Origin of the sequence: Microvirga sp. (genome assembly GCF_014699075.1) — a bacterium.
GTDB lineage: Bacteria > Pseudomonadota > Alphaproteobacteria > Rhizobiales > Beijerinckiaceae > Microvirga.
Genome location: NZ_JACXAB010000016.1, coordinates 41,211 through 55,828, shown reverse-complemented (window position 1 = coordinate 55,828; position 14,618 = coordinate 41,211). Strand labels below are relative to the sequence as shown.

Sequence of the window (14,618 nt, the reverse complement as noted above, 5' to 3'; positions counted from 1 at the left end):
GTTGAATTTTTATTCTGGCAATCCACCATTGGAGCGCGGTGCGTAGCCTCTCTCTGTCAGACGAGGGTCATGATCACCGACACCAGCGTCATGCCGAGTGCCAGGAGACTTGGCACCATCACTGCGGCGCCCGCGGCAACAGCGAGTATCGCCACCCAGCCGAACGGCCTGTCAACAAATCGAGCCACGATCTCCCTTCCTTTCCTATTGCACATCCAACGGATCCCAAACCACTTCCGTTCCCGCGCCAACATCACGAGCATGGCACTCTGTAGCCACCGAGTGGCGGACCGTCAGAAGGTTCGATCCGGAGGGCTCAATCCATCGAGATCGTTGGCAGCGGGCACATTTAGCCATCTTTTGGGTAGATGTATGAACTGGCACGGCGTGCCGGGGCTATGTCCACTCACGACTGCACGCAACGGTGCTCGTCGGACTGACCTGATCAATGCTCAGGAAAACGCCAGTTGCCTATACCTTTCCTAGTAACTGTAGAGCCTCTAAATTCGCGCGCTCTTCTTTGAGTGAAACCCACATGTACACGCACATCTTCATGGCTCTGACGGCTGATCTCAGGTGTTTCATGCCGTTGACGGAGCAAAGATGCTCTTGGGATCTGATGGGGTGCCAAGCTGCACTTACAGGCTGAAAGTCAGCATTCAGCCTCCTGAACCCACTAAAGTGGCAATGCCTGTGTAAGCCTTACGCAACCTTCCGCGACCTAATCTCACATTCAGAAGACAGTCCTATTGCAGTCAGTCTATCTTGCCACTCAGCGGCTTTCTGCGAAAGAAGCAAAGTAACATTAGGTCTACCGGGCAACCTCGAATGAATCAGTGTAGCGCAAGCGATCCCGCCTCTCCGACAGAGGGAGCACGCCAGCCTGCTGGGAGGGATCGAGATTGGAAAGCCATTGCCGAGGTCATCCCACAGATGGTTTGGTTGGCGCAGCCCGATGGTGGCAACGACTATTACAGCGGCCGCTGGTACGAATTCACAGGCGTTCCCGTTGGCGTTGCTCATGAGGACGGCTGGAGAGAGGTGGCTCACCCTGACGACCGCAGCCGGGTAGAAACCCAATGGCGGCACTCCGTCGCAACCGGGCGGAACTTTGATGCGGAGTATCGCATTCGCCATCGTTCCGGCGAGTACCGGTGGATTCTGAGCCAAGCCGCCCCGTCTTATGACGAGCATGGCAGGATCGAGCGATGGTTCGGCACCAGCACGGACATCCATGCGGCAAAAATAACTGAAGCGGCACTGGCGCGGAGCGAAGAGCAGTATCGCGCGCTTCTTGAGGTCAGCGCCGGGGTTGTGTGGCTCGCGACGCCAGACGGAATGATAACAGAGGCAAGAGGCTGGAAAGACTTTACCGGACAGCACGAGGATAAAGCTGTTGGATTGGGCGCTCTCAACGTAGTCCACCTCGATGACAGGGACAGGACCAGACAAGCGTGGTTGGCAGCCGTAGCTTCTGGTGTCCCTTATCAGAATGAATGTCGCGTGTGGCATGCCAGCGGTGAGTACCGCTGGACGCTGAACAGCGCCGTACCTATCAAGAATCCCGATGGCTCGATCCGTGAATGGATTGGAAGCCTGAGCGACATCCACGAACGGAAGCAGGCTGAGGAACAACTGCGTGCCAGCGAGGAACGGCTCCGCCTTGCTCTACAGGTTGGAAGAATGTCGGCATGGGAGCTAAACCTCGAAACTGGTGAGATTTCGAGTGCCAAAAACCTGCCCGACCTGCTTGGGCATTCACCCCGCTCCCTTTCCGGCTTTCTGGAGAGGGTACACCCTGATGACCTGCACAAGCGGGAGGCGTTCTTCCGCGAGATCGCGGGGCAAGGCGCAAGCAATATTGAACTTCGTTACGTCTTGCCGAGCAATCAAGTGCAATGGGTCGGGATTCGCGCCGAGAAGCGTGGGCCAAGTCAGATCGTTGGCGTCACCTTCGACATCAGCGAGCGCAAGGCGGCGGAGGAAGAGATCTGGCGGTCTGCAAACCACGATCCGCTAACTGGGCTGCCCAATCGTGTTTTGTTCCAGCACCGTCTGGAGCTAGCGCTAGCAGAGGCCAAGCGCAATGAAACGAGCGTGAGCTTCCTCATGCTCGATCTGGACGAGTTCAAGGTGATCAATGACCTCCTCGGCCATGATGCAGGTGATGCAGTGTTGCGAGAGGTTGCGAGCCGTCTGCAAAGCATCACCCGTAATTGTGATACTGTTGCACGATTCGGTGGCGACGAGTTCGGGGTTATTCTGGTCGAGCCGATGCGCCTTCAGCATTCGATCAGATATGCAGAGCGGGTGATCAAGCGCCTGCGGCAGCCATTTTCCTATGCAGGCCGGAAGCTGATCATCAAAGCGAGCATCGGCGTCACGGCCTTCCCTAATCACCATGCCGCTCCTATGGCTTTGATGAAAGCAGCCGACATCGCCCTCTATCGGGCTAAGGCTCAAGGCCGCAACAGGGTCGTGGTCTACACGCCGGAGATGGGACAAGAGATCGAAGATCAGGCGGCGCTCAGGCAGCAGGTGCGAAAGGCACTCTTGCGAGAGCAGTTCCTGCCGCACTACCAGCCCAAGATCGATCTCGCCTCTGGGAGGATCGTCGGCTTTGAGGCGCTTGCGCGGTGGGAGCATCCTAGCCGGGGTATCCTGACGCCAGCCGCTTTTAGCGCAGCGTTCGCTGATCCGGAACTTGGGGTAGCCCTCGGCAAGCAGATCATCAGTCGAGCCGCACAAGATATGCGGCAATGGCTCGATAGCGGCATCTACTTCGGGCGCATCGCTGTCAACCTATCATCGGCAGAGTTCAAACGTCCTCACCTTGCGGAGGAAGTTCTGAGCCTCTTGGATGCTGCGAAAGTCCCGCCGGAGCGGCTGGAGGTGGAAATCACCGAGACGGTCCTGCTCGGAAGGAGCGCAGAATATGCCGGGACCATCCTCCGGACGCTTTGCGAACGAGGGGTGCGGATCGCCCTTGACGACTTCGGCACCGGCTATGCCTCACTGACTCACCTCAAGCAGTTTCCAGTTGATCACGTCAAAATCGACCGAAGCTTCGTTCGGGACTTGGAGGAGGATGCTGACGACGCAGCCATTGTTGCAGCCGTTATCAGCCTCGGTCACAGTCTCAACTTGGCGATCACCGCTGAAGGCGTCGAAACCCCGGGTCAGGCCCTGCGGCTGCGCGCTCTAGGCTGCCACCACGCCCAAGGCTTCCTGTATGCCCATGCAATGACGGCTTCTGAAGTGCCGGAGTTCATCGCCAGTTGGAACAGTTGGGAAACGAAAAGCTCTGGATGAGCGATAGGATCTTAGCTGGATCTGTCGCAATTCCTGGCGATCGACACAGAGAGGCCAGAGTGAGCGGTAGGCACTTATACGGTGAGCCGGCATCGTCATGTCTGGATGGCGCCCGTTTGGCAATGTGATTATTGATGATGCTTGGGCCTAGCGGGGCGGGTGCAGTCATGTCTCCGGCCTTTGAACGCGGTGCTTTCTGACCGCAGGCCCTGATGTTTTACGCTGAACCTGATCCCTCTCAACTTATCGCGCGTGACTGGCGCAAGACGATGCCACGGGTTTCCAGATCCGGCGGTCCATGTCCGCTCATGCTTCACATCATCTCATCATCACCGTGCCAACTGGGATGGGTTCTGTCGCAAACTCGAAGTATAGCCATTTTTGAGCGGCATCTTCGGTCATAGCGGCAGCGCTAAACCGTTGATTTTACAGTAGCTGGCCAGCGCGAGATCGCCAGTATAGACAAGTAGAAACCGAGTTTGCGACGGAACCATCCTCAGTGGTGGCCGACCGGGATGGGATTGGTGTCACGACGAGGTCGGAGTGTCGCACGTTGCGGAGCGTAGATCATGCTGGCGAAGTCATTCGGCTCTCTTTACGGGATTGAACAGGTGTGAACGGGCGCGTCCGACAAGTTCGTCCGGGTAGACACCCCAGAGCTTCACCTGCCGGACGTAGCCCTGCAGGTCGTGCTCCGGTACATCCACCGCACACCACGTACGGTCACAGCGCTTCACACGCACGAGAACCCGTGGCTGAAGCCGTGCAACGACCGCGGCTGGGTCACTCGGGCGTGCTGACAGATTGACGGTGGCTGTACGCCATGGAGCAGCGAGAGCCGTTCTCCTTGCGGAGAGTAGTGCCGCGTGGACCCAACCACCAGAGCTGTCGCTGCCTCTGATGCGGCGCCAGTTGCCAAATTCGGCAATGATCTCGACCGGCAGACCCTGCCGTTGGTAGATCCAGCGGATTGGATATTGTGTGCCCAGCCCCACCCGCACATTGGTCTTCTGCTGCTTGAGCGATGCAAAGCGCGGAAGCATCGGTTTGTTGGGACTACCCGACCTCGCATGGACATCCGAGACTGCAGCGCCCCACAAGGGATCAGCGCAAGATCTGTGCCTGACTGTGCGGTAACGAAGTACGTAGCAAGAACATGTGCCTTCAAGCAGCCGAATAGAACTCCTCAACGTCCTGTTGGGCTTGGTTTGGCTGTCTGGGACGTGGTACCGGGCGGAGCCCATGGATGAGACGGGTAGCACCGCTGAATGCGTCGTCAGAGTGGCCTTGTGGAGCTGAGTCTGGCGCATCGGCTTCGTGCTGAAGTAGCAATGGGTTAGCTGATGATCGTGAGCCTTCCTCTGCCTTAGTACAGCGCGTCAAAGCCATCTCCTCGTGGAAAGGGTTGCGGATCCGTTCTACCTTAGCGCTCAATCAGGAGCAGATCTTGCGCTGGCCCCACATAGGCGGTCGGGTTCGACGGGTAGCAGACCACGAGCGCCACGGGCTTGGGGATCGAATGGGCGACTGCCCGCTCGGCGGCGACGAAGAGTTCGGGAGTAGGCTCGGCCGGAATGGAGCGGATCACGCCGCCTGCCATCAGGAAACCGAAGACGTGGATCGGATAGCTCGGGTTCGGCACGAGGATCACATCGCCCGGCTCTGTGATCGCCTGGGGCATGTTGGCAAAGCCCTCCTTGGAACCCAGCGTCGCCACCACCTGGGTGTCCGGATTGAGCTTCACGCCAAAGCGGCGCTCGTAGTAGCCCGCCTGGGCGCGGCGCAGACCACCGATTCCCTTCGAAGCCGAATATCGGTCGTTCCTGGGCTTGCCTACGGTCTCGACCAGCTTGTCGATGACGTGCTGGGGAGCCTGGAGGTCCGGATTGCCCATCCCGAGGTCGATGATATCCGCCCCGTTGGCACGGGCGGCGGCCTTGATGCGGTTGACCTGCTCGAAGACGTAAGGCGGAAGGCGCTTGATCCGGTAGAAATCAGACATGGTTCTCACTCCGTTCGCGATCAGGAAAAGTGAGCGCGACGGGCGTTGGTCGGTGGGGGTAGTGGCACATTACGAATGTTCGGGTGGTGCTCATTTTGACACCGCCGGGAGCGGGAGCCATCCAACCCAGTCAAGCGCCGATGCGGATATTGGGTTTTACAAGGCCGGGTCTGCCCACGATATGGCGCGCAGACCCTGCCTTGTAATGGATTGTCTGTTGGCTCAGTTCCGCAGCGCGTTGAAGGCCGCATCGAGAGCGGCTGAAGCATCGGATAGGGCTTTACGACGGCCATCCAACCAAGCTTTATCTGCCTCGATCCTAGCTGCTTGTGCCTCCAGCATGCGTGCGACCTCGGCTGGCTGGGGGCCGCCAAGGCCGAGGCTTGAGCGGATCATATTCTCGGCCGTGAGTGATTCACGAAAACGGGCTTCTGTCAGAGGGAAGCGAGCATTCTCCTCACCCATCATCTCCTTCACAACCTGTGCATAAATCCGCGCCGCCTCGGAGAACGGAAGCTCCGCCGGCCGGAGCCCATTGCTGCGACCATAGTTCACGAGTTCCGAGGCGAAGTGGTGACCGACGCGGAATGGGACGCTTGCCTCGCGCTGAAGGACATCAGCCAGTTCGGTGGAGGTTGCGTAGTCGCCATTGACCTCTTCCAGCGCACGCGCTGCGTCGAAGCGGAGCGTTCCAATCAGGCGCGCCAGGTTGGTCTGCATCTGCGAGGCTTCGTGTATGGCGTTCCGCGCTTCTTCACCGCGGTACTCGATCACTCCTGGGCCGACGTTGTGGGCAACAAGAATGGTCGTGTGCGCCGCGCCAAGGGTCAGGCTCGCCTGCTCGCGGGCGTTGAGCATGGTTACCGGATTCCGCTTCTGCGGCATGATGCTGCTCGTACCCATCTCTCCGGTGCCGAGGAGAAACCAAGGACGGGCTTGGCGGTACTGGTCTAGCAGGTCGGCCATCAACGCGCCGGTTGTCACGGCACTCGACGTGGCGAGCGAGGCCGCTTCGACACCGAGGTCATACGGCGAGACGTGATTGGCATCGAATGAGTTGTCGATTGGCGCATCAAAGCCGAGCAGCGTGGCCAGTTGGCGCCGGTCCACAGGGAAGCTGGATGTGCCCACGGCTGCGGCGCCAAGCGGCGACAGGTTCATGCGTGCATAGGCCTCTTGCAGGCGCTTCGCTTGTCGTTCTAGCGCGCCGAGGTAGCCGGAGAGATAATGGCCCATGGTAATGGGCTGGGCCTGCACCCCCATGGTGAAGGCGGGCATGATCGCGTCCGGCGATGTGCGGGCAAGACGCAGCAAAGCAGCCCGGTAGGCATTGAGCGAGGCCGCATTGTCGAGGTAGGCGTCGCGTAGGAAGAGGCGCTGGCTGGTGGATAGCATGTCTTGTCGGCTGCGACCGGAATGCAATCGCGTGACATCGGGGCCGCCGGCCGTGATCAGCAGAGGCTCGATCCGCAGATAATCGGAGGAACGCTCGGCACCTGGGCGGGCTCCGTCCTCAATGACCTTCGCCACGGCTTGCGCGATGGTGCGGCCGAGCTGGCGATCCACGATGCCCGTGGAGGCGACCATGACCGCGGAAGCCTTGTTCATCTCACCGATCCAGTAGAAATCGTCACGGGCCGGCTGCGCCGCAGCGCTTCCAATGCCAATTGCAGCCGCGCAAGCTAGTCCAAGGACTGTTTGACGTGTGAACATGATGCTTCTCTCCGTTCTTAGATAGACGATGCGTCGAGCATAGACCTTGGCTCCCGCGGCACAAGGATTGGAACTTGCTGCGGAACGTTGAAAGAGATTGGCGAGCAGCCTCTTAACCCCCGAAGATCGATTCGATTAGAAAGCCTGCACGAGCTGATTGATGCTGGCTTTGGCATCGCCGTAGAACATACGGGTGTTGTCCTTGTAGAACAGCGGGTTTTCGATGCCAGAGTACCCGGTCCCCTGCCCGCGCTTGGAGACGAACACCTGCTTGGCCTTCCACACCTCCAGCACCGGCATGCCGGCAATCGGGCTGTTCGGATCCTCCTGGGCTGCCGGATTGACGATGTCGTTCGAGCCAATGACGATAACCGCATCCGTCTTGGCAAAGTCTTCGTTGATCTCGTCCATCTCCAGCACGATGTCATACGGCACCCTGGCCTCGGCCAGCAGCACGTTCATGTGCCCTGGCAGGCGCCCGGCCACAGGGTGGATGGCAAAGCGCACCTGCTTGCCCTTGGCGCGCAGGCGACGGGTCAGCTCTGAGACGGACTGCTGGGCCTGGGCCACCGCCATGCCGTAGCCCGGGACGATCACGACGCTGTCGGCCTCCTCGAGGGCGGTGGCCACCCCGTCAGCATCGATGGCAATCTGCTCGCCCGCGATTGCCATCACCGGACCGGTGGTGGCGCCGAAGCCGCCGAGGATCACGCTGATGAAGCTGCGGTTCATCGCCTTGCACATGATGTAGCTCAGGATCGCACCCGAGGAGCCCACCAGCGCTCCTGTGACGATCAGCAGGTCGTTGCCGAGGGTGAAGCCGATGGCCGCCGCCGCCCAGCCCGAGTAGGAGTTGAGCATCGAGACCACCACCGGCATGTCGGCCCCGCCGATGCCCATGATCAGGTGATAGCCGATGAAGAAGGCCAGCAGGGTCATCGCCACCAAGGCCCAGATGCCCGCCCCCTGGACATACAGCACCAGCAGGACGAGCGAGAGCAGCGCCGCCCCGGCGTTGAGCCCATGCCCGCCCGGCAGCTTCCTGGCCTTGCCGTCAACCTTGCCGGCGAGCTTGCCGAAGGCGACGATGGAGCCGGTGAACGTTACCGCACCGATGAACACGCCTAGGAACACCTCGACCTTCAGGATCGCGATCTCCACGCCGGTCTTGTGCGCCAGCACCCCGGCAAAGCCGGTGAGCGCCTGACGCGAGGCTTCATCGAGGGCGAGCACCCGGGTGAGCTCGAGATCGGCGTTGAAGCCGATGAACACGGCCGCGAGACCGACGAAGGAGTGCAGCGCCGCCACCAGCTGCGGCATCTCGGTCATCGCGACCTTCTTGGCCACATACCAGCCGATGGCAGAGCCGATCACCAGCATGGCGGCAATCACCACGTAGTTGCCCACACCCGGCCCTAACACAGTTGCACCCACGGCGAGCGCCATGCCGGCAATGCCGTACCAGACCGCCCGCTTGGCGCTCTCGTGACCGGACAGGCCGCCGAGAGAGAGGATGAACAGGACGGCGGCCGCCACATAGGCGGCAGAGACAAGACCAAAGCTCATCGGACGATCCTCATGACTTTTGGAACATGGCCAGCATCCGGCGTGTGACCAGGAAGCCGCCGACGATGTTGATGGTGGCGATCAGGAAGGACAGAGCAGCCAATGCCGTGACTAGCCAATGGCTGGAGCCGACCTGCAGCAGGGCACCCAGCACCACGATGCCCGAAATGGCGTTAGTCACCGCCATCAGCGGCGTGTGCAGGGAATGGCTGACGCTCCAGATCACCTGGAAGCCGACGAAGCAGGCCAGCGCGAAGACGATGAAGTGCGCCATGAAGCTGGCCGGCGCATAGGCGCCCACCAGCGCGATCAGCAGGCCACCGGCCACGAGCAACCCCACCTGGGTCTTGGTTTGGCCCCGGAAGGCCTCCGCCTCCTGCGCCCGCTTCTCCTCCGGGGTGAACTCTCTCACCTTCTCCTTTGGCTTGGCGGCGGCGATCGCCTGAATCTTGGGCGGGGGCGGCGGATAAGTGATCGCACCCTGGTGAGTGACGGTGGCGCCGCGGATCACGTCATCGTCCATGTTGTGGACGATCACACCGTCCTTGTTCGGGGTTAGGTCCGCCAGCATGTGGCGGATGTTGTTACTGTAGAGGGTGGAGGCCTGGGCGGCCATGCGGCTTGGGAAGTCGGTATAGCCGATGATGGTGACGCCGTTCTCAGTCACCACCTTCTCGTCCGGCACGGTCAGGTCGCAGTTGCCGCCGCGCTCGGCGGCCAGATCGACGATCACCGAGCCCGGCTTCATCGCCTCGACCATGTCGGCCGTCCACAGCTTCGGCGCGGGCCTACCCGGGATCAGGGCGGTGGTGATAACGATGTCGATCTCGGGTGCGAGTTCCTGGAACTTCGCGAGCTGCTTCTCCCGGAACTCGGGGCTCGAGGGGGCGGCATAGCCGCCGGTGGCAGCCCCGTCCTGCGCTTCCTCGAATTCCAGGAAGACGAACTGGGCCCCCATGGACTCGATCTGCTCGGCCACTTCTGGACGCACATCGAAGGCATAGGTGATGGCGCCGAGCGAGGTCGCGGTGCCGATGGCGGCCAGCCCGGCGACACCCGCACCCACCACAAGCACCTTGGCGGGCGGCACCTTGCCGGCGGCGGTGACCTGGCCGGTGAAGAAGCGGCCGAAGTGGTTGCCGGCCTCGATCACGGCGCGGTAACCGGCGATGTTGGCCATGGAGGAGAGCGCGTCCATCTTCTGGGCACGGGAGATACGCGGCACCATGTCCATGGCCACGACGGTAGCGCCTCGTGTGCTTGCCAGCTCCAGAAGGCTGGAGTTCTGAGCCGGCCAGAAGAACGATATCAGTGTCTGCCCCTGGCGGAGGCGTTGCACCTCGTCCTCATCCGGTGGACGCACTTTCGTGACCACGTCCGTCGCAACGTAGAGGGCGGCTGCATCCGGCACGACGCTCACTCCCGCAGCGGCATAGGCCGCATCCGAGATCCCAGCAGCAGTTCCGGCCCCCGCCTCGATGAAGCATGTATGGCCCAGCTTCTGCAGCGCCACAGCCGAATCCGGGGTCATCGCAACGCGCGCTTCACCTGGAAAAGCTTCCTTCGGTGCCCCGATCCTCATGGCTAATGTCCTGTTATACGTCGTGTCAGGTGAAACTCAGATGAATCTTCATCGACCGGCTGCGATCGCTGGCAGCCTCGAAGGCCGCCACCGCATCGGCGATTGGGAAGGTCCCGCTCATCAGAGGCTTGAGATCCACCCGTCGCGTGTTGATGAGGTCGACCGCAAGCGCGAACTCCTCATGAAAGCGGAACGTGCCCCTCATCTCGATCTCCTTCGCCACCACAAGGTTCTGCGGGATCGAGACGTCACCGCCGAGACCGAGCTGTACCAGCACCGAGCGGGGCTTCAGCACCTCCAGGCCGGAGCGTACGGCGCGCTCATTGCCGGAGGCCTCGAACTGGACATCGAAGGTGCCTTTGTTGGCCGAATAAGCCGACAGCGCCTCAGGCTCGCTCGCCACGTTGATCGTCCGGTCGGCGCCCACAGCCCGTGCCTTCTCGAGCACCGCATCCATGACGTCGGTGGCGACGATCTCCCGTGCCCCATGCGCAAGGGCGGCGATGATGGCGAGAGCCCCGATCGGGCCGCAGCCGGTGACCAGAACCCGCTTGCCCAGGAGCGACCCAGCCCGGTTGACCGCATGCAGTGTCACCGCCAGCGGTTCGGCAAAGGCTGCCTCGTTGATCGAGACGTCATCAGCCACCTTGTGGCATTGCCATTGCTCAGCCACCAGGCTCTGCCGGAACGCGCCCTGGATGTGCGGCATCGGCATGGCGCTGCCATAAAAGCGCATGTTCAGGCACTGGTTCTGCTGGCCTTTTAGGCAGTACTCGCATTGCTGGCAGGGCCGGCTCGGCGAGACCGCCACCCGATCACCGATGGCGAGACCGGACACGCCCTCACCGAGGGAGCGGATGGTGCCAGCCACTTCATGGCCGAGGATCATCGGCTCGCGGACCCGGACTGTCCCGAAGCCGCCGTGATGGTAGTAGTGCAGATCGGAGCCGCAGATGCCCCCTGCTTCGATGGCGACCTCGACCTGTCCCGGCCCAGGCGCCTCCGGCTCGCGTTCCTCAATGCGCAGGTCCTTGGCGGCATGAATGACAACGGCTTTCATGGGGCAATCCTCAGATGACGGGTGTGAGAAGCGGCTGCCGGGCAAAGTGCGCCGCCAGATTGTCGCGCACGAGCTTGCCCATGGCCTGCCGGGTTTCCACGGTTCCAGACGCGTGATGCGGCTGGAGGACGACGTTCTCCAGCGTCAGGAAGCGCTCGTCGATATTCGGCTCGTTCCGGAATACATCGAGGCCGGCGCCTTTGATGATGTTGCGTTCGAGCGCGTCGAGCAGGGCTGCCTCATCAACGGTTGATCCGCGCGAGATGTTGATCAGAATGCCGTCGCGTCCCAAGGCACGTAAGACATCTGCATTGATGATCCCCTGAGTGCTGACGCCGCCGGCCAGGGTCACGATGAGGAACTCGGCCTGTTTAGCCAGAGTGATCAGATCGGGCACAAAGGTATACGGCAGATCGTCTCGCTGGTTGATGTCGAAATACGTGATCGGACAATCGAAAGCGGCGAGACGCTTGGCGACCTCAACACCAATGCGCCCCATGCCGACGATGCCGGCTGTCTTGCCGTGAACTCGGGTCACGAGATGCATGTTGGCGCTGCGCCAGCGTCCGTCTCGGACATATTTGTCAGCGTGCGGGATCTGGCGGGCGACGGCGAGGAGTAGCCCGACCCCTATGTCGGCCACGTCCGCCGTCAGGACGTTGGGCGTATTGGTGACTTGGATCCCGTTTGCCTTCGCGTGGGAGAGGTCGATGGCATCTGTTCCGACACCATAGCAGGAGACGATCTCGAGCCCTGGTAGGGCCTTCATAAGCTCAGCCGAGGCGCCGATCTCACCGCGTGTCGCAATGGCGCGAACGTTGCCACCCACCTCGCTTAGAAAGGCCGCCCGGTCGGTGGCCTCCCAAAGCTTGTGAACCTTGTAGTTGCTTTCTAGGTCCTCAAGGTCCCAGGCCGGATAGGGACCCATCATCAGGATCTCGGGCTTGGTCATCGTGATCTCCTCCCAGGTCAGCTTTTTGCGGGCTGCGGCGTGCCTTATGCAGTGCAGCGTTCGTTCATCAGGCGGGAAACTGCCGCCCCATGATGACAGTTAGCGTGGAGCGGCTGCCTGCCTCAAAGGCAGGTGGTGATGCCGCCATCAACGTAGAGCGTGTGCCCGTTCACGAATGAGGATGCCTCGCTCGACAGGAAGACGGCCGCGCCGACCAGTTCCTCAACATTGCCCCATCGGGCTGCCGGCGTGCGCTTCTCAAGCCAGCTTGAGAATTCTGCGCTGTCGACAAGGGCTTGGTTGAGCGGCGTCTTGAAGTACCCGGGCGCAATGGCATTGATCTGTAGGCCGTGCTTGCCCCAGTCCGCACACATGCCCCGGGTCAGGTTCCTCACCGCCCCCTTGGTCGCTGTGTAAGGAGCGATCCCGGGCCGGGCGAGCTCGCTTTGCACTGAGGCGATGTTGATGATCTTGCCCCGCCCCCGGGCGATCATATGCCGTGCGACCGCCTGCCCGACATAGAATACGCTGGAAATGTTGGTGGTCAGCAACTGCTCCCAGCGTTCGGCAGGAAAGTCCTCGAGGGGCGTGCGGAACTGCATCCCGGCATTGTTGATGAGGATATCGATCGGGCCCTCGCCTTCAATGGTCTCAATTCCGTTCCGAACGGCCTCTGCCGAGGTCACGTCGAAGATTGCGGTTGAGACTTTGTGTCCTGCGGCCGATAGGTCGGCTGCGGCGACCTCGATCTTGCCGGGGTCGCGGCCGTTGAGGACGACAGCCGCGCCATGCTCCGCCAAGCCTTTGGCCAAAGCAAGGCCGATGCCCTGTGACGAGCCCGTGACAAGGGCTCGTCTGCCTTCAAGAGTGAACAGGGGAAAGCTCATAACGACTTCTCTGCTTTCGATCAGCGCCCGAGTAGCGATTTGATGCCGTTCATGCCGATGCGCAGGAAGGGATCGGAATGAACGTAGAAGTACTGCACGCCCTTCTCCAGCCAGTAGGGAAACTCGTCGGCGGTCACCAATGTCCCAGCGACCTTACCCGCACTGCGGATCTTCTGAACCGCATAAGCGACCCTCTCCATGACTTCTTTGGGACGTGGCTCACCGAACGGCGGTGCGGGTGGGTATCCCATGTTCTGCGACAAATCCCCAGGGCCGATGAAGAACACGTCGATGCCGTCGACTGCGAGCATCTCGTCGAGGTTCTCGATTGCCTCCAGGGTTTCGACCATGCTGACTACGAGCCGCTTCTCATGATCCGATGGCAGGGCGTAGCGCACCGCATCAACGATCGCCCGCGCCTGGTCCGCTGTGTCGACCATAGGCACCATGAGACCGTCAGCGCCGGCATTGAGGTAGCGGATCAGGATGGGACGCTCGTGAGAGTGCGGGCGCACGATAGCTGCACCGCCCGCACCACGGACGACTTGACCGGTGAGCCGCACATCCTCGAAGCTCCACGTTCCGTGCTCACAGTCGACGAAGATGCTGTCGGCACCAAGCTCCACCAGTCGGACGGAGAGACCCGGCGAGACATGGTGCGGATTGAACATAGTGATGCTGTCGCCAGCCTGCAGCCGGGCACGCAATTTCGCACCGTTCATCGGGCTTCTCCCGTTGATTCTTTCTTTGGCAGATCCAGCGTATCGGAAGGCGCGCCGATCCAACGAGCTGTCTCGATATCGGCGGAAGTATCCCGCATGTAGGTTGGGCAGATGTGAAGCTCGGGTATCACTGCACCCTTTTTCAGGCTCGCGCATAGCGCAATCGCCCGGGCGACATCGTGCGGGTCGAGCATCTTCGCGCGTTCGCTTTCGAGCGGCGGCCGCGCACGGTTGTTCATGATTGGCGTATCGGTCTCGCCCGGCAGAATCGTTGTCGCCCGGATGCCCTGATTGCGATAGGTGTTGTGCAGGAAGGTCATGAAGTTCTTCACGCCAGCCTTAGCCGCCCCATAGGCTGCTCCTCCAAGCAGATTAGGGTTTAGAGCCGCGAGAGATGACACGGTTATGATGGTGCCTTCTCCCTTCGCAATCATGTCGGGCAGGACCGCCTGGGTCAGATTGAAGACAGCCGTTAGATTGACGTTGACGGTCGAATTCCATTCTTCCTCGCTCAGGAAGCGCGCGTTCAGGACCTTACTAGCGCTCCCGGCATTGTTCACGAGAATGTCGACTGGGCCGACGGCGTTACGGGCCCACGCGATCGTCTCGAAGATATCGTCACGCGACTCGATATCGAGGGAGCGAGCAACCGCTGATCCGCCTTCTGACTCGATCTGTGCGGCTACCTCCTCAAGGGGTTGAAGCCGACGACCTGTCAGGATCACGCGGGCACCGTCACTTGCCAATAGAATTGCGGCTTCGCGACCGATTCCAGTACCTGCCCCCGTGACGAGTGCCACCTTGCCATCAAGCAATTTCATC

12 protein-coding genes are annotated in these 14,618 nt (G+C 61.1%); 1 reads left to right on the top strand and 11 read right to left on the bottom strand.

Going from position 1 to position 14,618, the window contains the following annotated elements; all coding sequences use genetic code 11:
* Positions 1–56: 56 nt before the first annotated feature.
* Positions 57–188: a hypothetical protein gene (locus tag IC232_RS32935; RefSeq protein WP_281413406.1), complete on the bottom strand. Its 132-nt coding sequence runs from the start codon at positions 186–188 to the stop codon at positions 57–59.
* Positions 189–828: 640 nt separating this feature from the next.
* On the opposite strand from IC232_RS32935, the gene IC232_RS19280 reads away from it, so the two are divergent.
* Positions 829–3,312, top strand: a complete 2,484-nt coding sequence (locus IC232_RS19280; RefSeq protein ID WP_281413405.1) for an EAL domain-containing protein — start codon at positions 829–831, stop codon at positions 3,310–3,312.
* Between the two features lie 581 nt (positions 3,313–3,893).
* Here the strand turns inward: IC232_RS19280 and IC232_RS19275 are convergent.
* From IC232_RS19275 to IC232_RS19230, 10 genes are all read right to left on the bottom strand, one after another.
* Positions 3,894–4,355 carry an SH3 domain-containing protein gene (locus IC232_RS19275; protein WP_190846583.1) on the bottom strand — a complete coding sequence of 154 codons (462 nt, stop codon included), beginning with the start codon at positions 4,353–4,355 and terminating at the stop codon, positions 3,894–3,896.
* A 380-nt stretch (positions 4,356–4,735) separates the two neighbouring features.
* Entirely contained in the window at positions 4,736–5,314 is a 579-nt protein-coding gene (locus tag IC232_RS19270) for an aminotransferase class I/II-fold pyridoxal phosphate-dependent enzyme (RefSeq protein ID WP_281413404.1), read from the bottom strand.
* 222 nt (positions 5,315–5,536) lie between these two features.
* A complete protein-coding gene (locus IC232_RS19265; protein ID WP_190846582.1) occupies positions 5,537–7,027 on the bottom strand; it encodes a lyase family protein in 1,491 nt (496 codons plus the stop codon).
* A 135-nt stretch (positions 7,028–7,162) separates the two neighbouring features.
* Complete coding sequence (locus IC232_RS19260) at positions 7,163–8,593, bottom strand: NAD(P)(+) transhydrogenase (Re/Si-specific) subunit beta (protein ID WP_190846581.1); 1,431 nt, start codon at positions 8,591–8,593, stop codon at positions 7,163–7,165.
* Between the two features lie 10 nt (positions 8,594–8,603).
* On the bottom strand, positions 8,604–10,175 hold the full coding sequence (locus IC232_RS19255) for a Re/Si-specific NAD(P)(+) transhydrogenase subunit alpha (protein ID WP_190846580.1): 1,572 nt from the start codon (positions 10,173–10,175) through the stop codon (positions 8,604–8,606).
* A 25-nt stretch (positions 10,176–10,200) separates the two neighbouring features.
* Complete coding sequence (locus tag IC232_RS19250) at positions 10,201–11,235, bottom strand: L-idonate 5-dehydrogenase (protein WP_190846579.1); 1,035 nt, start codon at positions 11,233–11,235, stop codon at positions 10,201–10,203.
* A 10-nt stretch (positions 11,236–11,245) separates the two neighbouring features.
* The gene (locus IC232_RS19245) at positions 11,246–12,187 is read right to left on the bottom strand and encodes a 2-hydroxyacid dehydrogenase (protein WP_190846578.1); all 942 of its coding nucleotides are present in this window, start codon (positions 12,185–12,187) and stop codon (positions 11,246–11,248) included.
* Positions 12,188–12,309: 122 nt separating this feature from the next.
* On the bottom strand, positions 12,310–13,074 hold the full coding sequence (locus tag IC232_RS19240; RefSeq protein ID WP_190846577.1) for an SDR family oxidoreductase: 765 nt from the start codon (positions 13,072–13,074) through the stop codon (positions 12,310–12,312).
* 20 nt (positions 13,075–13,094) lie between these two features.
* Entirely contained in the window at positions 13,095–13,796 is a 702-nt protein-coding gene (locus IC232_RS19235) for an HpcH/HpaI aldolase family protein (RefSeq protein ID WP_190846576.1), read from the bottom strand.
* Entirely contained in the window at positions 13,793–14,617 is an 825-nt protein-coding gene (locus IC232_RS19230) for an SDR family oxidoreductase (RefSeq protein ID WP_190846575.1), read from the bottom strand. The genes IC232_RS19235 and IC232_RS19230 overlap by 4 nt, the downstream gene beginning before the upstream one ends.
* Position 14,618: the final 1 nt, after the last annotated feature.

Bases quoted from the DNA above. Each gene is read 5' to 3' on its own strand.
- IC232_RS19280 (WP_281413405.1), top strand. From the start codon at position 829: ATGAATCAGTGTAGCGCAAGCGATCCCGCCTCTCCGACAGAGGGAGCA.
- IC232_RS19275 (WP_190846583.1), bottom strand. From the start codon at position 4,355: ATGCTTCCGCGCTTTGCATCGCTCAAGCAGCAGAAGACCAATGTGCGG.
- IC232_RS19270 (WP_281413404.1), bottom strand. From the start codon at position 5,314: ATGTCTGATTTCTACCGGATCAAGCGCCTTCCGCCTTACGTCTTCGAG.
- IC232_RS19265 (WP_190846582.1), bottom strand. From the start codon at position 7,027: ATGTTCACACGTCAAACAGTCCTTGGACTAGCTTGCGCGGCTGCAATT.
- IC232_RS19260 (WP_190846581.1), bottom strand. From the start codon at position 8,593: ATGAGCTTTGGTCTTGTCTCTGCCGCCTATGTGGCGGCCGCCGTCCTG.
- IC232_RS19255 (WP_190846580.1), bottom strand. From the start codon at position 10,175: ATGAGGATCGGGGCACCGAAGGAAGCTTTTCCAGGTGAAGCGCGCGTT.
- IC232_RS19250 (WP_190846579.1), bottom strand. From the start codon at position 11,235: ATGAAAGCCGTTGTCATTCATGCCGCCAAGGACCTGCGCATTGAGGAA.
- IC232_RS19245 (WP_190846578.1), bottom strand. From the start codon at position 12,187: ATGACCAAGCCCGAGATCCTGATGATGGGTCCCTATCCGGCCTGGGAC.
- IC232_RS19240 (WP_190846577.1), bottom strand. From the start codon at position 13,074: ATGAGCTTTCCCCTGTTCACTCTTGAAGGCAGACGAGCCCTTGTCACG.
- IC232_RS19235 (WP_190846576.1), bottom strand. From the start codon at position 13,796: ATGAACGGTGCGAAATTGCGTGCCCGGCTGCAGGCTGGCGACAGCATC.
- IC232_RS19230 (WP_190846575.1), bottom strand. From the start codon at position 14,617: ATGAAATTGCTTGATGGCAAGGTGGCACTCGTCACGGGGGCAGGTACT.